This window comes from Enterobacter sp. BNK-34 (assembly GCF_048684445.1).
Taxonomy (GTDB): domain Bacteria; phylum Pseudomonadota; class Gammaproteobacteria; order Enterobacterales; family Enterobacteriaceae; genus Enterobacter; species Enterobacter pseudoroggenkampii.
The window spans coordinates 2,782,781-2,807,735 of record NZ_JBLQUA010000001.1 but is presented as its reverse complement, the minus strand read 5'-3'; the positions used below and the strand labels follow the sequence as shown (position 1 = coordinate 2,807,735).

General features: G+C 54.3%; 19 protein-coding genes. 4 read left to right on the top strand and 15 right to left on the bottom strand.

All coding sequences use genetic code 11. From position 1 onward, the window contains the following. Position 1: 1 nt before the first annotated feature. The 7 genes from ACMGG5_RS13635 to ACMGG5_RS13605 form a co-directional block, all read right to left on the bottom strand. The gene (locus ACMGG5_RS13635; RefSeq protein WP_420277993.1) at positions 2-2,266 is read right to left on the bottom strand and encodes a ComEC family protein; all 2,265 of its coding nucleotides are present in this window, start codon (positions 2,264-2,266) and stop codon (positions 2-4) included. Between the two features lie 214 nt (positions 2,267-2,480). After that, complete coding sequence (gene ihfB, locus ACMGG5_RS13630) at positions 2,481-2,768, bottom strand: integration host factor subunit beta (RefSeq protein WP_008499965.1); 288 nt, start codon at positions 2,766-2,768, stop codon at positions 2,481-2,483. A gap of 170 nt (positions 2,769-2,938) precedes the next feature. After that, positions 2,939-4,612, bottom strand: a complete 1,674-nt coding sequence (gene rpsA, locus ACMGG5_RS13625) for a 30S ribosomal protein S1 (protein ID WP_008499966.1) — start codon at positions 4,610-4,612, stop codon at positions 2,939-2,941. Positions 4,613-4,723: 111 nt separating this feature from the next. Then, positions 4,724-5,407, bottom strand: coding sequence for a (d)CMP kinase (gene cmk, locus ACMGG5_RS13620; RefSeq protein WP_024907794.1), 684 nt, complete (start codon positions 5,405-5,407; stop codon positions 4,724-4,726). Positions 5,408-5,592: 185 nt separating this feature from the next. Beyond that, a complete protein-coding gene (gene aroA / locus ACMGG5_RS13615) occupies positions 5,593-6,876 on the bottom strand; it encodes a 3-phosphoshikimate 1-carboxyvinyltransferase (protein WP_024907795.1) in 1,284 nt (427 codons plus the stop codon). A gap of 69 nt (positions 6,877-6,945) precedes the next feature. Beyond that, positions 6,946-8,034, bottom strand: coding sequence for a 3-phosphoserine/phosphohydroxythreonine transaminase (serC, locus tag ACMGG5_RS13610; protein WP_420277992.1), 1,089 nt, complete (start codon positions 8,032-8,034; stop codon positions 6,946-6,948). Between the two features lie 162 nt (positions 8,035-8,196). Next, positions 8,197-8,889: a DUF421 domain-containing protein gene (locus ACMGG5_RS13605; protein ID WP_048990996.1), complete on the bottom strand. Its 693-nt coding sequence runs from the start codon at positions 8,887-8,889 to the stop codon at positions 8,197-8,199. Positions 8,890-9,016: 127 nt separating this feature from the next. Between ACMGG5_RS13605 and ycaO the strand changes: the two genes are divergently transcribed. The 4 genes from ycaO (at position 9,017) to pflA (ending at position 15,319) form a co-directional block, all read left to right on the top strand. Next, entirely contained in the window at positions 9,017-10,777 is a 1,761-nt protein-coding gene (gene ycaO, locus ACMGG5_RS13600; RefSeq protein ID WP_420277991.1) for a 30S ribosomal protein S12 methylthiotransferase accessory factor YcaO, read from the top strand. Between the two features lie 406 nt (positions 10,778-11,183). After that, on the top strand, positions 11,184-12,041 hold the full coding sequence (gene focA, locus ACMGG5_RS13595; RefSeq protein ID WP_008499974.1) for a formate transporter FocA: 858 nt from the start codon (positions 11,184-11,186) through the stop codon (positions 12,039-12,041). 51 nt (positions 12,042-12,092) lie between these two features. Next, complete coding sequence (pflB, locus tag ACMGG5_RS13590) at positions 12,093-14,375, top strand: formate C-acetyltransferase (RefSeq protein ID WP_024907798.1); 2,283 nt, start codon at positions 12,093-12,095, stop codon at positions 14,373-14,375. Between the two features lie 203 nt (positions 14,376-14,578). Continuing rightward, positions 14,579-15,319, top strand: a complete 741-nt coding sequence (gene pflA, locus ACMGG5_RS13585; RefSeq protein WP_024907799.1) for a pyruvate formate lyase 1-activating protein — start codon at positions 14,579-14,581, stop codon at positions 15,317-15,319. A gap of 35 nt (positions 15,320-15,354) precedes the next feature. Here pflA and ACMGG5_RS13580 read toward each other — a convergent pair whose 3' ends face one another. From ACMGG5_RS13580 to lolA, 8 genes are all read right to left on the bottom strand, one after another. Then, positions 15,355-15,885: an anti-virulence regulator CigR family protein gene (locus ACMGG5_RS13580; RefSeq protein ID WP_420277990.1), complete on the bottom strand. Its 531-nt coding sequence runs from the start codon at positions 15,883-15,885 to the stop codon at positions 15,355-15,357. A gap of 123 nt (positions 15,886-16,008) precedes the next feature. Then, positions 16,009-17,157: an MFS transporter gene (locus ACMGG5_RS13575; protein ID WP_420277989.1), complete on the bottom strand. Its 1,149-nt coding sequence runs from the start codon at positions 17,155-17,157 to the stop codon at positions 16,009-16,011. Positions 17,158-17,432: 275 nt separating this feature from the next. Further along, complete coding sequence (locus tag ACMGG5_RS13570) at positions 17,433-18,296, bottom strand: dimethyl sulfoxide reductase anchor subunit family protein (protein WP_420277988.1); 864 nt, start codon at positions 18,294-18,296, stop codon at positions 17,433-17,435. 1 nt (position 18,297) lies between these two features. Then, a complete protein-coding gene (locus ACMGG5_RS13565) occupies positions 18,298-18,915 on the bottom strand; it encodes a DMSO/selenate family reductase complex B subunit (protein ID WP_021240882.1) in 618 nt (205 codons plus the stop codon). Positions 18,916-18,925: 10 nt separating this feature from the next. Then, positions 18,926-21,370, bottom strand: a complete 2,445-nt coding sequence (gene dmsA / locus ACMGG5_RS13560) for a dimethylsulfoxide reductase subunit A (protein ID WP_420277987.1) — start codon at positions 21,368-21,370, stop codon at positions 18,926-18,928. A gap of 210 nt (positions 21,371-21,580) precedes the next feature. Next, on the bottom strand, positions 21,581-22,873 hold the full coding sequence (gene serS / locus ACMGG5_RS13555; protein ID WP_047071876.1) for a serine--tRNA ligase: 1,293 nt from the start codon (positions 22,871-22,873) through the stop codon (positions 21,581-21,583). 92 nt (positions 22,874-22,965) lie between these two features. Then, complete coding sequence (rarA, locus tag ACMGG5_RS13550; protein ID WP_029739490.1) at positions 22,966-24,309, bottom strand: replication-associated recombination protein RarA; 1,344 nt, start codon at positions 24,307-24,309, stop codon at positions 22,966-22,968. 9 nt (positions 24,310-24,318) lie between these two features. Beyond that, positions 24,319-24,933, bottom strand: a complete 615-nt coding sequence (lolA, locus tag ACMGG5_RS13545; protein WP_032639238.1) for an outer membrane lipoprotein chaperone LolA — start codon at positions 24,931-24,933, stop codon at positions 24,319-24,321. Positions 24,934-24,955 lie beyond the last annotated feature (22 nt).

Genomic DNA, 24,955 nt, shown 5'->3' with positions numbered 1-24,955 from the left:
TCTACCCGTTATCGACGGGCGCGCCAAACCACTGATGATACCAAACGGGTAAATATTGCTCTCGCAAGCGCCGGATTTGCCAGTGATGTTGCGAGAATGTCACCGATATTTGTCCAGAATGAGGGGTATCATGCCAGATATACCCCTCTTTTCGATAACGTCGGACAACTTTTGCCGACGGGAATCGCCATGCGTTATACCGTGCCGCTGAATCCAGAGCGATCTGACCTTCTACCCGCTGGACCAGCGACAATGAAGACGAGGTATTGCTGCCATGATGGGGCACCTGTATGAGCGTGGACGTCAGATAACGCCAGTAATGGCTAAGCATAGCCTGTTCCGCTTGTGCTTCAATGTCCCCTGTTAGCAGCACGCTCTGCTTGCCGTCGTCCACCTTTACCACGCAGGAACGGTTGTTTCCCTGAGCCGGGTAATTTTCAGGGGGCCAGTGGACGCTGAAGGTAAGTCCCTGCCATTGCCATCTCTGTCCGCGAAAACAGGGGCGATGTCCCGCCTGGCGCAAGGGGCTTCTTACCCACACGTCAGGCCACGTTTTTTGCAACGATGCGAGGCCTCCCGCATGGTCGAGGTGTTCATGACTGAGAATTACGCCTTCAGGCCGCAGGTGATGCCAGCGCAGCCAGGGAATAATTAACCGCTGCGCGCTATCCCCGCCCGGCCAGGCGAGTCCGGTATCATAAAGAATGGCTTTTCCCTGTCGTTCAATGACCATGGCCAGCCCCTGCCCCACGTCCAGCATATGCAGCGTCCAGCTCTCGCTTTTTGCCGTTCGCCAGAGAGGAAATGCCAGTAAGACGCTTCCTGCAAGACAAACGGCAGAAAGGGTTTTCCATGCGCGAAAACGCCAGGCAATGATGCTCAACCACGGCAGTAATGTCATGTATTGCCAGCGTTGGTCGACATTCTGCCAGCCATCAGGCAGGCGCATGAGGAGCCAGAACAACCACACTAGTGACTTATCTGCTGCGAACCAGACGACGCTTTCCAGTGCCGCCAGCGGCAGCAGATGAAGCAGCATACCGAGCAGGATCAGCGGCACGGAGACAAACGTCACCAGGGGAACGGCGAAGAGATTCGCGACCAGGGAGGAGATACTGAAGCCATGGAAAATCAGGACCTGTAACGGCATGAGCAGCATCAGCATGCCGACCTGCAGATGGAGCAGATTCAGTAGTGGCCTTATACATCGAGCTCGTTGCCAGTCAGGAAGAGGAAGCCACTGAAACCAGAAAATCAGCGCGGCGACGGCAAATGCGGACAGGGCCAGACTCTGCGAAAGTACGGCTAGGGGATCGCTTATGAGGATCGCCGCGATACAGCACACCCATACCTGCCAGGGAGACCATTGACGGGCAGCGAGCCGCAACATGGCAAGCACAGCAAGCGCGATGGCCGTTCGTAGCGCAGGAGGTTGCAGACCGGTAAGCCAGGCGTAGAAAGCGGCAAAGCACAACCCGGCCAGGAGAGGCATCTGCCAGTGGACCCGGTGGCTGGGTAATAAAAACTGGAGCCCACGTGCGAGTAACCAGACGAGGGATGCCGCCAGCGCGATATGCAGACCCGAAATCGCCATCAAATGCAGCGTGCCGGTTTCACGCATCAGGTCTTTTATTTCCCGGGGCACATCCAGACGTTCCCCCATTCCCAGTCCGAGGATAACCGCCCCCCAGCGGTAAGCCGAAAGTCGGTTCTGCAGTGACATCAGGTATTGCGCTCGCAGGCTGCAGCGGCCATCGACGAGTTCAGCGCGGGTGAAGCGCCCGCTTAGGGTTTGATGTTGGGCAAAAGCGCTGCGCTGAGAATCATATCCTCCTTCGTTCAGTTCGCCATGGGCAGGCCTGAGCCTGAGCGTCATGGTCCAGCGCTGACCGGCGCACGATTTCTGGGGCAGATAATTGCCATACAGCGTTACGCCGGTGGAGGCCCACCAGCGCTTGCCATCGACGCTGCGAATGTTTCCCTGATGCAGAGTGGCGCCGTCGGTCGCGGTGAGCTCTACCTCAGCCTGCACAGCCCCTGTTGTTAAATGCTGCATCGGCCAGACGCTCTCCTGTGCGGCCAGAATGCCCCACGCACAAAATAACAGCGTAATACCAGCATACTTCACTCGATGGTTTTGCCATGCAGCAATCACTATCCCGCCAGCCACCATGACCCACACGGTGTAAGGTGATGGCAGTTCAGGTAACCAGAGTAACGGAACTATCGCCAGAATGGCGCAGACGCTAAGCGCGGGAATTCCCATTGCTACCTCCCTGTTTCAGGGTGGCAGTATGCAAGCAGGTTGAGCGGGTCGTCAGGTGTGAAGGATGCGATTTACAGCAAGCGCAGCAAGGTATTTAACGGGTTGCAGAAAACGAAACGAAAAATGCGGGGCACCTTCAGAATGAAAGCGACAGAGACAAAAAAAGCACCCGCAGGTGCTTTCTTTCGAACCCAGTTTAACCGGCTGGCTAAACTCAGTTGCCGTAAATATTGGCGCGATCGCGCAGTTCTTTACCCGGCTTAAAGTGTGGAACGTACTTACCTTCCAGCTCGACTTTATCGCCAGTTTTCGGGTTACGCCCGGTACGTGGAGCACGATAGTGCAGAGAAAAACTACCGAAACCGCGGATTTCAATGCGCTCGCCCTGGGCAAGAGTGGAGGCCATATGCTCCAGCATCTCTTTTACGGCATCTTCCACTGCCTTGGCAGGGATATGCGGTTGCTGACTGGCAAGTCTTTCAATCAATTCTGACTTGGTCATGATTCCTCCGGTTCCTTTCAAACCAATTAGCTGAACAGCTCATTAAACAAGGGCGGCCGTAGCCGCCCTTTGTTATTGATTACAGGACGAATCCTGCAATCTGTCAAGTTTGCTCCTCATCCTTCGCGCTGTAAATGCGTTACAGCGCAACTGATGCTGAGAACCTGATATTACTCGCCTTTAGCTGCTTTGAAAGCTTCAGCCATTGCGTTGTTAGAGAAGTTTGCATCTTCCTGTTTGTTAACAGTTGCGATTGCATCTTTCTCATCAGCTTCGTCTTTAGCACGAACAGACAGGCTGATTGCACGGTTCTTACGGTCAACACCGGTGAACTTAGCTTCAACGTCGTCGCCTACGTTCAGAACCAGAGTGGCATCTTCAACGCGGTCACGTGAAGCTTCAGAAGCGCGCAGGTAACCTTCAACGCCGTCAGCCAGTTCTACGGTTGCGCCTTTAGCGTCAACTGCAGTTACTTTACCGTTTACGATTGCGCCTTTCTTGTTCAGTGCAACCCAGTTGTTGAACGGATCTTCTGCGAGCTGTTTAACGCCCAGGGAGATACGCTCACGCTCTGCGTCAACCTGCAGAACAACTGCAGCGATTTCGTCGCCTTTTTTGTATTCACGAACTGCTTCTTCGCCTGCAACGTTCCAGGAGATGTCAGACAGGTGAACCAGGCCATCGATGCCGCCGTCCAGGCCGATGAAGATACCGAAGTCAGTGATAGACTTGATTTTACCTTCAACACGGTCGCCCTTGTTGTGGGTTTCCGCGAACTGCTGCCATGGGTTGTTTTTGCACTGCTTCAGGCCCAGGGAGATACGACGACGTTCTTCGTCGATATCCAGAACCATCACTTCCACTACATCACCAACGTTAACAACTTTGGATGGGTGGATGTTTTTGTTGGTCCAGTCCATTTCGGAAACGTGCACCAGACCTTCAACGCCTTCTTCGATTTCAACGAAGCAGCCGTAGTCAGTCAGGTTGGTTACGCGACCAGTCAGTTTAGTACCTTCTGGGTAACGCTTAGCGATAGCTACCCATGGATCTTCGCCCAGCTGTTTCAGGCCGAGGGATACACGAGTACGCTCGCGGTCGAACTTCAGCACTTTAACAGTGATTTCGTCGCCCACGTTCACGATTTCGCTTGGGTGCTTAACGCGTTTCCACGCCATGTCGGTGATGTGCAGCAGGCCATCAACGCCGCCCAGGTCAACGAATGCGCCGTAGTCAGTGAGGTTCTTAACGATACCTTTGACTTCCATGCCTTCCTGCAGGTTTTCCAGCAGCTGATCGCGTTCTGCGCTGTTTTCGGATTCGATAACGGCACGACGGGAAACAACAACGTTGTTACGCTTCTGGTCCAGCTTGATTACTTTGAACTCAAGCTCTTTGCCTTCCAGGTGCAGAGTGTCACGAACTGGACGAACGTCTACCAGAGAACCTGGCAGGAACGCACGAATACCATTCAGCTCAACAGTGAAGCCACCTTTAACTTTGCCGTTGATAACACCGACCACAGTTTCAGCTTCTTCGTAAGCTTTTTCCAGCGTGATCCATGCTTCGTGACGTTTCGCTTTCTCACGAGAAAGCAGGGTTTCACCGAAGCCGTCTTCTACTGCGTCCAGAGCAACGTCAACTTCGTCGCCAACCTGGATTTCCAGCTCGCCCTGGGCGTTTTTGAACTGCTCTGCCGGAATGGCGGACTCAGATTTCAGACCGGCGTCAACCAGTACTACGTCTTTGTCGATAGCAACAACAACACCGCGAACGATGGAACCCGGGCGGGTTTCGATTTCTTTTAAGGATTCTTCAAACAGTTGAGCAAAAGATTCAGTCATGTTTAATCTTCAGGTTAATATTAACGTCCACCTGGCTCCGTGCCGGATGGGGTTGTTTCACATACCCGCCGTCAATCCATTGCAGCGGGGGTACTGCTAAATCGGTCGCGATTACGCGAGTGCCAGTTTTTGGCGCGCATATTGTAGCGCTTTTTCAATCACTTGCTCAATAGTTAAACTGGTTGAATCCAGAACTAATGCATCTTCTGCTGGAACAAGTGGGGCGACGGCGCGGTTACGATCGCGGTCATCGCGCTCTTTTATCTCGGATAAAAGGCGATCAAAGTTAACACTAAACCCCTTTTCCTGCAACTGAAGCATGCGGCGTTGCGCACGTTCTTCCGAAGAGGCGTCAAGGAAAATTTTCACAGGTGCATCAGGGAAGACCACGGTTCCCATATCACGTCCGTCCGCGATCAGACCCGGGGCTTCACGAAACGCGCGCTGACGACGCAACAGCGCCTCGCGAACGCGCGGGAAGGCCGCGACCTGCGAGGCCGCATTCGCCACTTCCTGAGTACGGATTTCCCCGCTCACGTCTTCCCCTTCAAGGATGACTTCCAGGTTGCCATCGGTTGACACGAAGCGCACATCCAGATGCGCAGCCAGCGGAACCAGTGCCTCTTCAGACGCGACATCCACGTGATGATGCAGCGCGGCCAGCGCCAGCACGCGATAGATTGCTCCCGAATCTAAAAGATGCCATTGCAATGCTTCCGCCATCGCTTTGCACAGAGTCCCTTTCCCTGCGCCACTCGGCCCATCAATGGTGATTACCGGGGCAATTGCCGTCATCTTTTTCTCCTTAAATAAGGCATACCGTTTACATGAACGCCGCGCATTATACGCGCCAACGTGCGCAACTGTTACCTTTGCGTGCAAATTACGGAATGATTGAAGCAGAGTGTAGAAGAAATGAGCGGAGGTGTTCGTAATGAAGCGTAAGCAAAAGCCGCATCGGGCGATGCGGCAAGGCGTTATCAGGCCAGCGTACTAATGCGTGCCAGCTGTTCGAAGTAGTCCGGGAAGGTTTTCGCGGTACATTTCGGGTCAAGGATCGTGACAGGCGTATCTGACAGCGCCACCAGCGAGAAGCACATCGCCATACGGTGATCGTTGTAGGTTCCGATTTCCGCAAACTGCAGTTTTGCAGGAGGCGTGACGCGAATGTAGTCTTCGCCCTCTTCCACCTCGGCACCGACTTTTCGCAGCTCTGTCGCCATCGCGAACAGGCGGTCCGTCTCTTTTACGCGCCAGTTGTAGATGTTACGCAGCGTGGTCGTGCCTTTGGCGAACAGTGCCGCCGTGGCAATGGTCATCGCCGCATCCGGGATATGGTTCATGTCCATGTCGATGGCGTTCAGCTCACCGTGGGTACAGGAGATAAAGTCATCGCCCCAGGTGACAATGGCGCCCATTTTTTCCAGCACGTCCGCAAAACGGATATCGCCCTGCACGCTGTTACGGCCAATACCGGTCACTTTTACCGTTCCGCCCTTAATCGCACCCGCGGCCAGGAAGTAGGACGCGGATGACGCATCCCCTTCAACCAGGTAGTTGCCCGGAGACTGGTACTGCTGTGCCCCGCGCACCACGAAGCGCTGATAAGACTGGTTTTCCACCTCAACGCCGAAAGTTTTCATCAGGTGCAGCGTGATATCAATGTACGGTTTGGAGACCAGCTCGCCTTTAATCGTGATAACTGTATCCTGCGGGGCCAGCGGCGCGGTCATCAGCAGTGCCGTCAGGAACTGGCTGGAGACGCTGCCGTCAACCTCGACGTGACCGCCGGTAAAACCGCCGCGCAGACGCAGTGGCGGATAGTTTTCCTGCTCCAGATAGTCAATCTGCGCGCCGCCCTGACGCAGGGCATCCACCAGGTGACCAATCGGGCGCTCTTTCATGCGCGGCTCACCGGTCAGCACAATATTGTTGCTTCCCAGGCACAGGGCCGCCGCCAGCGGGCGCATCGCGGTACCCGCGTTGCCCAGAAAAAGCTCAAGCTCTTCACCCGAGCGCAGCGCGCCGCCGTTGCCAGTCACTTCGCAGCGGGTACGATCGTCGGAGAGAGTGTAATGAACGCCCAACGCTTTCAGCGCATTGAGCATATGGCGCACGTCATCGCTGTCCAGCAGGTTTGTGAGGACGGTGGTGCCGTTTGCCAGAGCTGCCAGCAGCAGAGCGCGGTTCGAGACACTTTTTGAACCAGGCAGATTGATGGTGCCATCTACCCGCGCGATAGGTTGTAACGTCAGGGATTCCATGAAAACTAAACTCTCAACTCAACATAATAAAAACCCCGCAGGGGCGCTGCGGGGGTGAAAAACAGCAAATTAACCGTGACGACGTTCGAAGTCGATCATGAAATCCGTCAGGGCTTTAACGCCTTCCAGCGGCATCGCGTTATAGATGGAGGCGCGCATGCCGCCCACGACACGGTGACCTTTGAGCGCGTGCAGGCCTTCCGCGAAGGACTCTTCCAGGAACACTTTGTCCAGGTTGCTGTCCGCCAGCTGGAACGGTACGTTCATGCGGGAACGGTTAGCGTTCGCCACATCGTTGCGGTAGAAATCGCTCTTGTCGATCACACCATACAGCAGTTCAGCTTTCTGCTGATTTACTTTGTCCATCTGCGCCACGCCGCCGTTTTGCTTCAGCCATTTGAAGACCAGGCCGGAGAGGTACCAGGCAAACGTGGGTGGGGTGTTGAACATAGAATCGTTGTCGTTCAGCACGGTGTAATCGAGAATCGACGGGCAGGATGTATGTGCTTTACCCAGCAGATCTTCACGCACGATAACAATCGTCAGGCCTGCAGGGCCGATATTTTTCTGTGCGCCCGCGTAGATCACGCCATAACGGCTGACGTCAATTGGCGCAGACAGAATGGTGGAGGAGAAGTCAGCGGCAACCACGACATCGCTGCCGAAGTTTGGCGTCTCGTCGATGGCAATCCCATCAATGGTTTCGTTCGGGCAGTAGTGCAGATACGCTGCATTATCAGAAAGCTGCCACTCGCGCATTGGCTTCACGGCGCGCAGACCGTCAACGGTCACTTTGGCGTCGATCACATTCGGCGTGCAGTATTTATGCGCTTCTTTAATGGCGCTTGCTGCCCAGTAACCCGCATCAACGTAGTCAGCCGTCGTTTTGTCACCGAGGATATTCAGCGGAATACCCGCAAACTGGCCGCGTCCACCGCCGTGACAGAACAATACTTTGTAGTTCGAGGGAATATTCAGCAGATCGCGAAAATCCTTTTCTGCCTCTTCCGCCACCTGAATAAACTCTTTACCCCGGTGGCTGATTTCCATCACCGACGTACCGAGACCGTTCCAGTCACAAAGTTCCTGTTGAGCCTGTTTAAGCACGTCTGCCGGTAACATTGCCGGACCTGAACTGAAATTAAAGACTTGAGCCATTTCCCCTCACCACGCTAAAAGCCATAAGTTATAACTGTGGATATCGGTTTTATCATTCAGTGACACGCGCCGCAATGTCTAAAACTTATGACCCGTGAAATGTGCCCCGCGTCACACAAAACAATCTGCCGCCTCGTTAAGACAAAACCGACAAAATGGCTGTCAGGTGATGCGTTTGGCCCGGCTAACCTTCGTCCATTCCGGATTTGCGCAGCGAGGGCATAATTGACGATCCCCCGGCTGCATCGCTACAACATGGCTACATCTCACGCAGGCATACTCGCCTGACTCAGGTACGGTTCTGAAACGCTCGACCAGCATATCCGGCAGGATACACAGTCCCGGCTTCACCTCGTCGTCAGAATAGTAATAAACGCTGATCTGCCCGTTGGTTTCCATGATCGCCAGACGCACCTGCCCGAGCTGTTCAACGCTATTCAGGCGTAGCTCCATAAAGAACTCAAACTCGGTCATATTGGCGCTTTGTACATTTTCCCAGGCCAGCTGTCCGTCCTCGACGATAACGACCGGCTTCCCTTCAAGCAGATCTTCCAGCTTTTCGCTTTTCGACATCAGCCACATGACAAGACGGTAAAGTAGCGCCAGTGAGACAAAAACGATAAACACCGGCACCATCGGCACATCATCATAGAAGGCGACGTCCCCCGCCGCTGAACCCAGCGTCAGAATAATCAACACCTCAAAGAGCGACATCTGCCGTACGCCGCGACGGCCGGTGATTTTAAGAAACAGGAAGACAAGTACGAAGGTATACAGGCTGCGCAGCGCCACTTCGCCCAGAAATTCAGGAGGAACTTTATCAAACGCCATCCGCTGGAGATCAAATGCTTTCATTTTTCTATGCCTTAACAGTCAGTTACTGCCACTAAGCATAGTCCAGCCATTTATTTTCGCCGAAGATAGCACCCGTCACGCAAAACCCGTATCATTGCGCGCTTTACGTACGATAAAAGTGACCGCCATGACTCAAACGTTTATCCCCGGCAAAGACGCCGCCCTGGAAGATTCCATCGCTCGCTTCCAGCAGAAACTGACCGACCTGGGTTTTAACATCGAAGAAGCCTCCTGGCTCAATCCGGTGCCTCATGTCTGGTCCGTGCATATTCGCGATAAAGAGTGTGCCCTGTGCTTTACCAACGGTAAAGGCGCGACAAAAAAAGCGGCACTGGCCTCTGCGCTGGGTGAGTATTTTGAGCGTCTGTCCACCAACTATTTCTTCGCTGACTTCTGGCTGGGCGAGACCATCGCCAACGGCCCGTTCGTTCACTATCCGAACGAAAAGTGGTTCCCACTGACGGAAGATGACGAACTGCCGGAAGGTATTCTCGACGCGCGTCTGCGCGCTTTCTACGATCCGGAAAACGAACTGACCGCCAGCATGCTGATCGATCTGCAGTCCGGAAACGACGATCGCGGTATTTGCGCCTTGCCCTTTACCCGTCAGTCTGACGAGCAGACCGTCTATATCCCGATGAACATCGTCGGCAACCTGTATGTGTCCAACGGTATGTCCGCCGGTAACACCCGCAATGAAGCGCGCGTGCAGGGTCTGTCTGAAGTCTTCGAGCGTCACATCAAAAACCGCATTATTGCCGAATCCATCAGCCTGCCTGAAATTCCGGCAGAGGTGCTGGCGCGCTACCCGGGCGTGGTGGAATCCATCGCCAAACTGGAAGCAGAAGGTTTCCCAATCTTTGCCTATGACGGCTCTCTGGGCGGTAAGTACCCGGTCATCTGCGTCGTGCTGTTTAACCCAACCAACGGCACCTGCTTCGCCTCCTTCGGCGCGCACCCGGACTTCGGCGTGGCGCTGGAGCGTACCGTTACCGAGCTGCTGCAGGGCCGTAGCCTGAAAGATCTCGACGTGTTTACGCCGCCAACGTTTGACGATGAAGAAGTGGCCGAGCATACCAACCTTGAAACCCACTTCATCGATTCCAGCGGCTTAATTTCCTGGGATATGTTCAAGCAGGACGCCGACTATCCGTTCGTGGACTGGAGCTTTGCCGGAACTACGGAAGAAGAGTTCGCTACGCTGATGGCGATCTTCAACGCGGAAGATCAGGAAGTGTACATTGCCGACTACGAACATCTTGGCGTCTACGCGTGCCGCATTATTGTTCCGGGCATGTCCGACATCTACCCTGCTGAAGATCTGTGGCTGGCGAATAACAGCATGGGTGCACACCTGCGCGAAACGCTGCTGGCACTGCCGGGCAGCGAATGGGAGAAAGAAGATTATCTGAACCTGATCGCCCAACTGGACGAAGAAGGCCACGATGACTTCACCCGCGTACGCGAACTGCTGGGTCTGGCGACCGGTAAAGACAACGGCTGGTATACCCTGCGTATCGGTGAGCTGAAAGCAATGCTGGCCCTGGCGGGTGGCGATTTGGATCAGGCTCTGGCCTGGACCGAGTGGACCATGGAATTCAACCAGTCGGTCTTCTCTGCCGAGCGCACCAACTATTACCGTTGCCTGCAAACCCTGCTGCTGCTTGCACAGGAAGAGGATCGCGAACCGCTGCAATACCTGAATGCTTTCGTGCGTATGTACGGCGCTGAAGCCGTAGAAGCAGCCAGCGCGGCCCTGAGCGGCGAAGCGCCGTTCTATGGCCTGCAGGCTGTTGATAGCGATCTGAAAGCCTTCCCGGCGCATCAGTCACTTCTGAAGGCCTACGAAAAGCTGCAGAAAGCAAAAGCCGCTTACTGGTCAAAATAAGCGCACATAACATTACCAGCAGTAGGCGTATTCAATCGTCTGGGCTATATTACGGGGCAATTTCATTGCCCCGTTTTTTATTTTCTTCGGCAATGATTGTTGATTGTAATAATAAAGTTATATACGGGTAAATATAATAATATTGATCTGGGCTTTACTGTTACTTTTTATGGTTAATACTCCATATTAATTAACTGCTTCAGAGGTGGCTGAACGAAAAAATTCAACTCTTTTCATAACTTTTAAAATTTATTTTTATACGGATAATCAAATACTTACTCCGCATTTGTCGTAAAACCATACACACTGCGGGCCTATAAGCCAGGCGAGATATGATCTATATCAATTTCTCTTCTATAATGCTTTGTTAGTATCTCGTCGCCGACTTAATAAAGAGAGAGTTAGTGTGAAAGCTGACAACCCTTTTGATCTTTTACTCCCCGCTGCAATGGCTAAAGTTGCCGAAGAAGCGGGTGTCTATAAAGCAACGAAACACCCGATGAAGACGTTCTATCTGGCGATCACGGCTGGTGTGTTCATCTCTATCGCTTTCGTCTTCTACATCACCGCCACCACCGGTACAGCCGGAATGCCTTTCGGCATGGCCAAACTGATTGGCGGCATTTGCTTCTCTCTGGGTCTGATTCTCTGCGTCATCTGCGGCGCCGACCTCTTCACCTCAACGGTGCTGATTGTCGTGGCCAAGGCCAGCGGAAGAATTACCTGGGGTCAGCTGGCACGTAACTGGCTTAACGTCTACGTGGGTAACCTGGTTGGCTGTCTGCTCTTTGTTTTGTTGATGTGGCTTTCTGGCGAGTACATGACCGCCAACGGTGGCTGGGGCCTTAACGTCCTGCAAACCGCCGACCACAAAATGCACCACACATTTATCGAAGCCGTTGCTCTCGGCATCCTCGCTAACCTGATGGTCTGCCTGGCTGTATGGATGAGCTACTCGGGTCGTAGCCTGATGGACAAAGCCTTAATTATGGTTCTGCCGGTTGCGATGTTCGTTGCCAGCGGCTTTGAGCACAGTATCGCGAATATGTTCATGATCCCAATGGGCATTGTTATCCGCGACTTTGCGAGCCCGGAGTTCTGGACCGCAGTTGGTTCATCCCCGGAAAGTTTCTCTCACCTGACTATTATGAATTTCATTACTGATAACCTGATCCCTGTCACTATCGGGAACATTATCGGTGGGGGTCTGTTAGTTGGGTTGACATACTGGGTCATTTACCTGCGTGGCGACGATCATCATTGATGGTTTTCTCAGGCAGTAAATAAAAAATCCACTTAAGAAGGTAGGTGTTACATGTCCGAGCTTAATGAAAAGTTAGCCACAGCCTGGGAAGGTTTTGCGAAAGGTGACTGGCAGAATGAAGTAAACGTACGTGACTTCATTCAGAAAAACTATACCCCGTATGAAGGTGACGAATCCTTCCTGGCTGGCGCAACTGACGCGACCACCAAGCTGTGGGACAGCGTAATGGAAGGCGTTAAACTGGAAAACCGCACTCACGCGCCAGTTGATTTTGACACCTCCGTTGCTTCCACCATCACTTCTCACGATGCTGGCTATATCAACAAAGCCCTTGAGAAAATCGTTGGTCTGCAGACTGAAGCACCACTGAAACGCGCAATCATCCCGTTCGGTGGTATTAAAATGGTTGAAGGTTCCTGCAAAGCGTATAACCGCGAGCTGGACCCAATGCTGAAAAAAATCTTCACCGAATACCGCAAAACCCACAACCAGGGTGTATTCGATGTTTACACCAAAGACATTCTGAACTGCCGTAAATCTGGCGTTCTGACTGGTCTGCCAGATGCGTATGGCCGTGGCCGTATCATCGGTGACTACCGTCGCGTTGCGCTGTACGGTATCGACTTCCTGATGAAAGACAAATACGCTCAGTTCGTGTCTCTGCAGTCCGATCTGGAAAACGGCGTAAACCTGGAAGCGACTATCCGTCTGCGTGAAGAGATCGCTGAACAGCACCGCGCGCTGGGTCAGATCAAAGAGATGGCGGCTAAATATGGCTGCGATATCTCTGGTCCTGCTACCAACGCTCAGGAAGCTATCCAGTGGACCTACTTCGGCTACCTGGCCGCAGTTAAGTCTCAGAACGGTGCAGCAATGTCCTTCGGTCGCGTATCCACCTTCCTGGATGCGTACATCGAACGTGATATCAAAGCAGGCAAAATCACCGAGCAAGACGCTCAGGAAATGATTGACCACCTGGTCATGAAACTGCGTATGGTTCGCTTCCTGCGTACTCCAGAATACGATGAGCTGTTCTCCGGTGACCCAATCTGGGCAACAGAATCCATCGGTGGTATGGGCGTTGACGGCCGTACTCTGGTAACCAAAAACAGCTTCCGCTTCCTGAACACCCTGTACACCATGGGTCCTTCTCCGGAGCCAAACATCACCGTTCTGTGGTCTGAAAAACTGCCTCTGAACTTCAAGAAATTCGCCGCTAAAGTGTCCATCGACACCTCTTCTCTGCAGTACGAGAACGATGACCTGATGCGTCCGGACTTCAACAACGACGATTACGCTATCGCTTGCTGCGTAAGCCCAATGGTTGTTGGTAAACAAATGCAGTTCTTCGGTGCGCGTGCAAACCTGGCGAAAACCATGCTGTACGCAATCAACGGCGGCGTTGATGAAAAACTGAAAATGCAGGTTGGTCCTAAGTCTGAGCCGATCAAAGGCGACGTTCTGAACTTCGATGAAGTCATGGACCGCATGGATCACTTCATGGACTGGCTGGCTAAACAGTACGTCACTGCGCTGAACGTTATCCACTACATGCACGACAAGTACAGCTACGAAGCCTCTCTGATGGCGCTGCACGACCGTGACGTTATCCGCACCATGGCGTGTGGTATCGCTGGTCTGTCCGTTGCTGCTGACTCCCTGTCTGCAATCAAATATGCGAAAGTTAAACCAATTCGTGACGAAGACGGCCTGGCTGTAGACTTCGAAATCGAGGGTGAATATCCGCAGTTTGGTAACAACGACTCTCGCGTTGATGACATGGCGGTTGACCTGGTAGAACGTTTCATGAAGAAAATTCAGAAACTGACTACCTACCGTAACGCTATCCCGACTCAGTCTGTTCTGACCATCACCTCTAACGTTGTGTATGGTAAGAAAACCGGTAACACCCCAGACGGCCGTCGTGCTGGCGCGCCATTCGGCCCAGGTGCTAACCCAATGCACGGTCGTGACCAGAAAGGTGCGGTTGCCTCTCTGACCTCCGTTGCTAAACTGCCGTTTGCTTACGCGAAAGATGGTATCTCTTACACCTTCTCTATCGTGCCAAACGCGCTGGGTAAAGACGACGAAGTGCGTAAAACTAACCTCGCGGGTCTGATGGATGGTTACTTCCACCACGAAGCGTCCATCGAAGGTGGTCAGCACCTGAACGTGAACGTTATGAACCGTGAAATGCTGCTCGACGCGATGGAACACCCTGAGAAATATCCTCAGCTGACCATCCGCGTATCTGGCTACGCAGTACGTTTTAACTCCCTGACTAAAGAACAGCAGCAGGACGTTATCACCCGTACTTTCACTCAGTCCATGTAAGTGGAATTGACTGAAATCACGCGTTAACAAGCGTACAATAAAGGCTCCACGTCAGTGGGGCCTTTTTAGCACCCTCTCCACCTCAGTCTCTTTTGTCCGCTATCTATACTGAATGGATAACAGCCAAAACAGACTTAACACAGCCGGCTTTGAGCTGTGCATACACAGGCCCGGGACGGGCCGATGATGGAGATATCACCGCAATGTCAACTATTGGTCGTATTCACTCCTTTGAATCCTGTGGCACCGTCGATGGCCCGGGTATCCGCTTTATCACCTTTTTCCAGGGCTGCCTGATGCGCTGCCTGTACTGCCATAACCGTGACACCTGGGATACGCACGGCGGTAAAGAAGTCACCGTCGACGATCTGATGAAAGAGGTGGTGACCTATCGCCACTTTATGAACGCCTCCGGTGGCGGTGTGACCGCATCCGGCGGTGAAGCCATTCTGCAGGCTGAATTTGTCCGCGACTGGTTCCGCGCCTGCCGCAAAGAAGGCATTCATACCTGTCTCGATACCAACGGCTTTGTACGTCGCTACGATCCGGTTATCGACGAGCTGCTCGAAGTGACCGATCTGGTGATGCTCGATCTCAAACAGATGAACGATGAGATCCACCAGAACCTCGTTGGTGTTTCAAACCACCGCACGCTGGAATTTGCCAAATACATTGCCGATAAGGGCATCAAAACCTGGATCCGCTACGTAGTGGTGCCTGGCTGGTCAGATGACGACGACTCCGCGCACCGCCTGGGGGAATTCACCCGCGATATGGGCAACGTCGAGAAAATCGAGCTTCTGCCCTATCACGAGCTGGGTAAACATAAATGGGTGGCAATGGGTGAAGAGTACAAACTCGATGGCGTGAAGCCGCCGAAGAAAGAGACGATGGAACGCGTCAAAGGTATTCTTGAACAGTACGGCCACAAGGTAATGTATTAAAGAAAGGCCCGGTGAGAACCGGGCCTTTTTATATTCTATTTAAAGACGCCGTTAATAACGGACGTCACAATGGCTGTACTCAGCGCAATTAAGACCAGGTCGTCACCCACTACCCGCCACTCATAGCCTGGATAGGAAGGAAGCTGACCCAGCATAGAGGCCGGCACGGTTTCCTTCGCAATCCCCGGAGGCAACGGCTTACCGCGCGCCAGGTTTTTCGCGATACCCGGAGGCAGAGACTTATAGCCCGTTAAGCCGTAATTCACGGCCAGATGGCGGGCATGATCGAAGCTCACGCGAGCATCAACGTCATTACCGACATCTTTGCTGTTTTTGAAGTTCTTATCCGATTTACCAGGGTTATCCTGACCGTTATTTTGCTTATTACCATGGTTACCGGCATTACCAGAATTCCCGTTACCATGACTGCCGCTGTTACCCTGTCCGCCTCCGTTTCCGTGACCATTGCCATTCCCGTTGCCAGGATTAGCCATGACCGGAGCCGTTGCAAACGTTAAAGACAACACTACGGCCAGTGCGGTAGTGGAAAAACGACGAATAGACATGATTGCTGCCTTATTGTGGTAGGAGTCACCTGAATTATCGTCCGGCACAATAAACAAACAATAAGTAAAACTCTGAGTTGTGGTGGGGACAAAAAAGCCTGTCATCGACAGGCTTTTAATTCATCAGGCATGAGCCACAGGCGTTGGGTGTTCGCCCGCTTTGCGCAGCAGCATTAAGAGATAAATAAACGATACGCTGGCGATCATGATAAACAATAAATTATCAGAGTAATTCTGCATCAGCATCGCGGTAAACGTCGGCCCTAATAGGCTGCCGATGGTATAGCTCAGTAACAGCGCCTGGTTCATTGCCACCAGCTGGTGATGCTCGACTTTCTCACAGGCCCAGGCCATCGCAACCGGATAGAGCGTAAAGCCGGCGGCCCCGAGAATAAACAGCGCAGGCGCCATCGCGGCGTTGCTGAGCATGGCAAGACATCCCATGATCACCACGAAGACCTGAACGCGCAGCACCAGCAGACGACCGAAACGATCCGCCAGACGGCCAATCGGCCATTGCCCGACAATACCCGCGCTTACCATGACCGCCATCCAGAAGCCAATTCCGGAATCGCTGACGCCCTGATGATTAAGATAGAGCGGCATCAGGCCATAGAGCGAGCCCAGTACAATCCCCGAGATAATACAGCCGTTAACGCCCAGACGCGCCTGACGGAGTCTGAGCATTGGCCAGACGTGTGTCGCTTCCTGATGCTTGCTGTTCTGGTTCACAATGCGCGTGAAGAGCAGCGGCAGGATCGCGGCCAGCACCATGCCCGTTACCCACGGCAGAACGCTCATCAGGTCGGTTGGCAGCTTGCTGACCATCAGTTGTCCCAGCACGGTGCCGACGTAGTAAACCATCATATAGGCCGCCAGCAGGCGACCGCGGTTGCGGGTGGTGCCGCTGCACATGAGCGCACTTTCAACCACCACCCAAATCATCGCGCAGCCTACGCCAGCGATAAAGCGCCATGCCATCCAGCTCCAGAAGCCGACCATCAGGCCCAGTCCCGCACACCCGGCGGCGAAAATCAGCGAGGCCAGATAATAGCTGCGGTTAAAGCCAAAGCGCTTGATCAGGCTCCCGGTCACCAGCGTACCCAGCAGGTTCCCGGTAAAAAAGGATGAGCTGACCATACCCACCTGCCAGGTCGGTAAGTTTTCATGGGCGAGCCACAGCGGGACGAGCGTATTTAACACTGCGATCGCCAGGGTCAACAGAAGCAGGCCACAGAGCAACAGCAGCACTGGCCGGGTATAGGTGGTCATGGATTAAAAACCGTGAGGAAGTTCAGATTTCGTGCGCATCATGCCACTGGCAAAAACAAAGTCAATCCACTGATTTAGCCGCCTCGCACAATATGTTCCCTGTCGATTTAAAAAACTTATCCTGCTAATGCCACGCCTGCTATAGATATTAATTATGTCTCTGTTTTCATTTATTAATGGGCAAAATTAAAACAAAACGACAGTCGAAAAATTTCATGATCGAAAAAAGAAAAAGCCGGGCACTCAGGCCCGGCTTGATATAACCAAATACACCGTTAACTGGCGACAGCCATACCTACGGTCATATGCAACCCGTAGAACACGCCGCGACCAATCAGTTCACCCGCCAGTACCAGCACAAAAGCCAGTGACAACAACGGCAGCGCAGGCTGATAGCCTTTGAGCTGAGGAGCAATCCAGAATACCAGCGCAGCGACCAGCAGAACGATACGCCAGGCCATCAGCGCACCGTAGTCCGGCACAAGGGCAGAGGCCTGCTGGATAGAGCTGTGAATGGTTGCCAGTTCAGAACCCTGCATCAGGGCGACCATCGCACTCACTACCAGCGCCAGAAGCGAAACAGCGGGCAGCAAACGCATAGCCCATCCGTCGACACCCGCCACGCGCAGCAGCAGGTAGCCCAACAGCGGCCCGCCGATAAACATCGTCAGGAAGAAGCTCATTGGCGTCCAGACGCTGTACCAGGTGGGGACGGTATCAATGGTGTTATAGACACGCACCATCATCCACACGAACACCACGCCCAGCACCATGGTCAGGATCAGCCACAGGCTGCGCAGCCCCGCAGGTAATTTCTTAAGCACGGCCAGCAGCCAGCCCAGACCACCGACGGCAAAGAAAATTGCGCCACTGGCAATCTCGTTACTCAGTGATGAGGCCCCCACGCGGTTCAGGGAGTTAAACGCGCGCATCGGCGAGCCCAGGTGCAGCGTTGAGGCGATAAAGCCAATCCCCATCAGCACCCACAGGCCAAACATGCTCAACACCAGACGCTGCTGCTGTTCAGCATTGAGCTGACCTTTCAACAACGCCAGCGCGAGCACAATGAAGCCGCCCGCCACGCACTGACCAAAGACCGTGAAGATCATCAGCGGCCATTCATGCCATCCACTTCCCATCTCACACCTCCTTCGGGTTTGCCAGGTAGCCGGTGGTGTCACCTGTAGGACGGCTGTTGGCGTTAGGTTTTATCACAATACTCGGCTTCGTGAAGTGCGCAGACGGCAGCGGCGCCACGGCGGCGAGCTGACCGTGTTTCTGACGCAGCTCTTCAATCGGGCCGAAGTCCAGCGCGCGCAGCGGACAGGACTCGACGCAAATCGGCTTTTTGCCATCCGCTACGCGGGTGTGGCAACCATCGCATTTGGTCATATGGCCCTTGGCAGCGTTGTACTGTGGCGCGCCATACGGACAGGCCATATGGCAGTAGCGACAGCCGATGCAGACATCTTCATCCACCACCACAAAACCGTCTTCGCGCTTGTGCATCGCACCGCTCGGGCAGACCTTGGTACAGGCCGGATCTTCACAATGGTTACAGGCAATCGACAGGTAGTACGCAAAGACGTTCTGATGCCAGACGCCGTTATCTTCCTGCCAGTCGCCACCGGCGTATTCGTAAATGCGGCGGAAGCTGACGTCCGGGGTCAGGTCTTTGTAATCTTTACAGGCCAGCTCGCAGGTTTTGCACCCGGTGCAACGGCTGGAATCAATAAAAAATCCATACTGGGTTGTCATCGGCTACTCCTTAAACCTTTTCAACCTGGACAAGGTTTGTGTGGGATGGGTTGCCCTTCGCCAGCGGCGACGGACGCTGCGTGGTCAGCACGTTAATACTGCCCGCCTGGTCGATGCGGTTGGCATCAGGGCTGTACCAGGCCCCTTCCCCCAGCGCCACCACGCCTGGCATCATGCGCGGCGTCACTTTGGCCTCAATGTGCACCTCGCCGCGACCGTTGAAGATGCGTACGCGATCGCCATTGCTGATGCCGCGTGCTTTGGCATCCATCGGATTGATCCACATCTCCTGACGGCAGGCGGCTTTCAGCACGTCGACGTTGCCGTAGGTGGAGTGCACGCGCGCTTTGTAGTGGAAACCGGTCAGCTGCAGCGGGAATTTCGCCGTCAGCGGATCGTTGTAGTTTTCGAAACCTGGCGTGTAGATCGGCAGCGGATCAATAACGTCCCCTTCCGGCAGCTCCCAGGTCGACGCGATTTTTGCCAACTCTTCGGAGTAGATTTCGATTTTGCCCGACGGCGTGGTCAGCGGGTTCGCCTGCGGATCTTCACGGAACGCTTTATACGCTACGTGATGCCCTTCCGGATCGCGCTGTTTGTACATACCCTGCTTGCGGAAGGTGTCGAAGTCCGGCAGGTCAGGGATCGCTTTACGGGAGAGTTCATGCAGATGACGCATCCACCCTTCCTGAGTACGTCCCTCGGTAAACTGCTGCTCAACGCCAAGACGTTTCGCCAGCTCAGAGGTCATCTCATAGATGGTTTTGCACTCGAAGCGCGGTTTAATAGCCTGGTCAGTAAAGATCACGTAGGACATGTTGCCGCAGGAGGCGTCCAGCGCGAAATCCATCTGCTCAGAGGCGGTGCAGTCCGGCAGCAGGATATCGGCATATTTCGCCGAGGAGGTCATGTGGCAGTCGATCACTACAATCATCTCGCACTTCTTGTCATCCTGCAGGATTTCATGGGTGCGGTTGATTTCTGAATGCTGGTTAATGAGACAGTTACCGGCATAGTTCCAGATCATCTTGATCGGCACGTCCAGCTTGTCTTTGCCGCGTACGCCGTCGCGCAGGGCGGTCATTTCCGGACCCCGTTCGATCGCATCGGTCCACATAAACATGGAGATGCTGGTCTGAACCGGGTTATCCAGCGTCGGCATACGTTCGAACGGCACTTCATATGAGCCTTCACGCGCGCCGGTGTTACCGCCGTGAATGCCGACGTTGCCGGTCAGAATGGAGAGCATGGAGATGGCTCGGGTCGCGATTTCACCGTTCGCATGACGCTGCGGCCCCCAGCCCTGGCTGATGTAGGCCGGTTTGGCTGAGCCAATCTCACGCGCAAGCTGAACGATACGCTCTGGCGGGATGCCGGTGATGGTGGACGCCCATTCCGGCGTTTTTGCTACACCATCGCTGCCCTGACCGAGGATATACGCCTTGTAGTGACCGTTTGCCGGCGCACTGGCTGGCAGAGTTTTCTCGTCATAGCCAACGCAGTATTTATCCAGGAAAGGCTGATCGACAAGGTTCTCTGTGATCATCACCCACGCCAGGGCGGAGACCAGCGCCGCATCGGTACCCGGACGAATGGGGATCCACTCATCTTCGCGTCCGGCACCGGTGTCGGTATAGCGCGGATCGATGATGATCATGCGGGCATTGGATTTAGCGCGGGCCTGTTCGAGGTAGTAGGTCACCCCGCCACCGCTCATGCGGGTTTCGCCCGGATTGTTACCAAACAGCACGACCAGCTTACTGTTTTCGATATCGGACGGGCTGTTGCCGTCAGCCCAGCCGCCGTAGGTGTAGTTCAGCCCTGCCGCGATCTGCGCCGAGGAGTAGTCGCCATAGTGATTGAGATAACCGCCGCAGCAGTTCATCAGGCGCGCCACCAGCGTTTTTCCCGGTGGCCAGGAGCGGGTCAGCGTGCCGCCAAGCGTCCCGGTACCGTAGTTAAGGTAGATAGATTCGTTACCGTACTCTTTGATAAGGCGCTGCATATTGGTGGCGATGATGTCGTAGGCTTCATCCCAGCTAATTCGCTCGAACTTCCCTTCCCCGCGCTTACCGACGCGCTTCATCGGGTATTTCAGGCGGTCCGGATTATAGACACGACGACGCATGGAGCGACCACGCAGGCAGGCACGGACCTGATGTAACCCTTCGTAGTTATCGTCCCCGGTATTGTCGGTTTCGACATATTTAATTTCACCATCCACCACATGCATACGTAGCGGACAACGGCTACCGCAGTTGACGGTACAGGCACTCCACACCACTTTTTCCGGCGAAGTGGCCGGAGACAGAGCCTCTGCCGCCGACGCCAGTCGGGTAAAGGGGAGCGTGAAGGCACTGCTGGCTACGGCCAGGCCACCTATGGCCGTGGTTTTCATCAACCCACGGCGAGTGACCTCTGCAGCCATTAATGCTTCAGGCGCGTTGATTTTCATAGAGACTCACTTTGGTTGCTCACAAAGAAAAGAGAGGCGGCGCATACCGCTATGTAGTTTTATATATAACGAATATCTTCGTTATCAGCTTTTTGTGCTGACTTTCATTCGGAGGAGTATTACTACTTTAGAAGGAGAGGTTATTGCTTCGTATCAAATCAAAGGCATAAAAAAAGCGCCCTGAGGCGCTTTTTTGTTTTAAGACAAATATTAGCCGATGTACTGCTGGCCTTTCATGTATGGACGCAGCACTTCAGGGATCTCAATACGACCGTCTGCCTGCTGGTAGTTTTCCAGCACGGCAACCAGCGTACGGCCTACAGCCAGACCAGAACCGTTCAGGGTATGCACCAGACGGGTTTTCTTGTCAGATTTGCTGCGGCAGCGAGCCTGCATGCGGCGCGCCTGGAAATCCCAGACGTTAGAGCAGGAGGAGATTTCACGGTAGGTGTTCTGCGCAGGCACCCACACTTCCAGATCGAAGGTCTTGCAGGCGCCAAAGCCCATATCACCGGTACACAGCGCCATACGACGGTACGGCAGACCCAGCAGCTCCAGCACTTTCTCAGCGTGGCCGGTCATCTCTTCCAGCGCGTCCATGGATTCTTCAGGACGGACGATCTGCACCATCTCGACTTTGTCGAACTGGTGCATACGGATCAGACCGCGCGTGTCGCGACCGTAAGAACCGGCTTCAGAACGGAAGCACGGAGAGTGCGCCGTCAATTTGATCGGCAGATCGTCTTCGTCGATGATCTCATCACGCACGAGGTTAGTTAGCGGCACCTCCGCGGTTGGGATCAGCGCGTAGTTGCTGCTGTCGGCTTCCTCGTCCAGCGGACGGGTGTGGAACAGATCGCCGGCAAATTTCGGCAGTTGGCCCGTACCGTACAGCGTATCGTGGTTAACCAGATACGGTACGTAGGTTTCGCTGTAACCGTGCTGCTCGGTGTGCAGATCCAGCATGAACTGCGCCAGCGCACGGTGCAGATGGGCAATCTGGCCTTTCATCACCACGAAGCGAGAGCCGGTCAGCTTAACCGCTGCCGCAAAGTCCAGGCCCGCGTGCATTTCGCCCAGCGTTACGTGATCGCGCACCTCGAAGTCAAACTCACGAGGCGTGCCCCAGCGTTTCACTTCAACGTTGTCGTTTTCATCTTTGCCGACAGGCACGCTGTCGTCAGGAATATTCGGGATAGCCAGGGCAATATCACGAATCTCGGTCTGAAGAACGTCCAGCTCAGCTTTCGCCTGATCCAGTTCTTCACCCAGTTTGTTCACTTCCAGGCGTAATGGCTCAATATCTTCCCCGCGCGCTTTCGCCTGGCCGATGGATTTCGATCGAGAGTTACGCTCTGCCTGCAGATTTTCAGTTTGTACCTGCAGAACTTTACGACGCTCTTCAAGAGCGCGCAGCTTATCTACATCCAGCTTAAAGCCCCGGCGTGCCAGTTTTTCAGCGACTGCGTCTGGCTCATTACGCAGCAGATTGGGATCGAGCATGCTTATCCTGTGCTTATCGAATTAAAATAGGAAAATGTGACCACAGCCTGCGGCCACAAGGATACATTGCCAACATTACCGCAACGATTGAACTAACGGTAGCGTTTTATAGGGCTATTTTGATCCTGTCCGGCGAGCCAGGTGAGCTTTTCACCAATCTTGCCTTCAAGACCTCTGTTTGTGGGGTGATAATAGCGCGTTTGTGCCATCTCCTGCGGGAAATATTCTTCCCCGGCAGCGTAGGCATTGGGTTCGTCGTGAGCGTAGCGATACTCCTGCCCGTAACCCATCTCTTTCATCAGCTTGGTCGGCGCGTTACGCAGATGAACCGGCACATCGTAGTCCGGGCGTTCGCGCGCGTCGGACATCGCCGCTTTGAAGGCGGTATAAACCGCATTGCTTTTCGGCGCGCAGGCCAGATAGACAATCGCCTGCGCTATGGCACGTTCGCCTTCCGCGGGTCCAACGCGGGTGAAGCAGTCCCAGGCTGACAGCGCGACCTGCATGGCGCGAGGATCTGCATTGCCGACATCTTCTGACGCAATCGCCAGGCAGCGACGCGCGACGTATAACGGATCGCCGCCCGCAGTGATAATGCGCGCGTACCAGTAAAGCGCCGCATCCGGCGCGCTGCCGCGCACGGACTTATGCAGCGCCGAGATCAGGTCGTAAAAACGGTCGCCTTTGTTATCGAAACGTGCGCTGCGCTCCCCGGCAATTTCGGTGAGCAGCTCCTGCTTCAGCACCCGCTTCCCGGCATCGTCAACTTCGGCCATATCGGCCATCATTTCCAGCGTATTCAGCGCCCGACGCGCATCGCCGTTGACCAGCTCGGCAATCGCACGACGCGTGTCGTCAGGCAGAACGATATCCTGCCCGCCGTAGCCCCGCGCTTTGTCGTCCATCGCCTGAGTAAGAACCTTTTCGATATCCTCGGTCGTCAGCGATTTGAGCAGGTAAACGCGCGCGCGGGAAAGCAGCGCCGAGTTCAGCTCAAACGACGGGTTTTCGGTGGTCGCGCCGATGAAGAAGATCGTGCCGTCTTCAATATGCGGCAGGAAGGCATCCTGCTGGCTCTTGTTGAAGCGGTGGACTTCGTCCACGAAGAGGATGGTGCGCCGCCCGGCATTGCGGTTCTGCCGCGCACGCTCGATCGCTTCGCGGATCTCTTTCACGCCGGAGGTGACCGCCGAGATACGTTCGACGTCCGCGTTGGCATAACGGGCGATCACTTCTGCAAGCGTGGTCTTGCCGGTACCAGGGGGCCCCCAGAGGATCATGGAGTGAAGATGCCCGGCCTCAATGGCGCGCGGCAATGGCTTACCGGCAGCCAGCAGGTGCTGCTGGCCGATGTACTGCGCTAAATTTTCTGGCCGCATGCGAGCGGCCAGAGGTTGAAACGCGTTATCTGAAAAATCGAGCGACAGATTGCCCACTCACGCCTCTTACTTATTGCGTTGGTCGTCCACCGTTACGCCCTGCGGCGGGGTAAAGGTGAATTTAGATGCATCAACGGCGCCGTTCTGCTGAGATTTAAGCTGGTAGCTGCTGCGCTGATCGTCCTGCTCAACCGCGCCGAACTGATTGATGGTACCGTTGGTGCTTACGTTAATGGTGAACTGCTTCAGGTTGCCGTTGCTACCTTTCGGCGTCAGGACAAACTCGTCACCCGTTTGTTTAATATTGTACTGCTGCCAGTCGCTGGCCTGGTTACGGGCAATCAGCATAAACGGCGTATTGCTGGTGGCATCCTTCAGCCAGGTCGCCGTAGCCTGCTCAACGAACGGGTTGAAGAACCATAAGGTTTTGCCGTCAGACACCAGGATGCTCTCATCCGGCTGGGTCATGTGCCAGTTGAACAGATTCGGGCGTTTTACCCACAAATCTCCCTGGCCTTCCTGCACCGCGTTGCCGCTGCCGTCAGTCACTTTTTGCGTGAAGCTGGCGTGGAAGCTGCTTACTTTATCCAGTCGGCTTTTAAGGTCGCTGGCTGCATCAGCCCAGACGCTGCTGGCGACAAAACTGGTGAGTAATGCACAGGCGATGGCGATTTTTTTCATTGTTATTCCTTAAAATACGTCT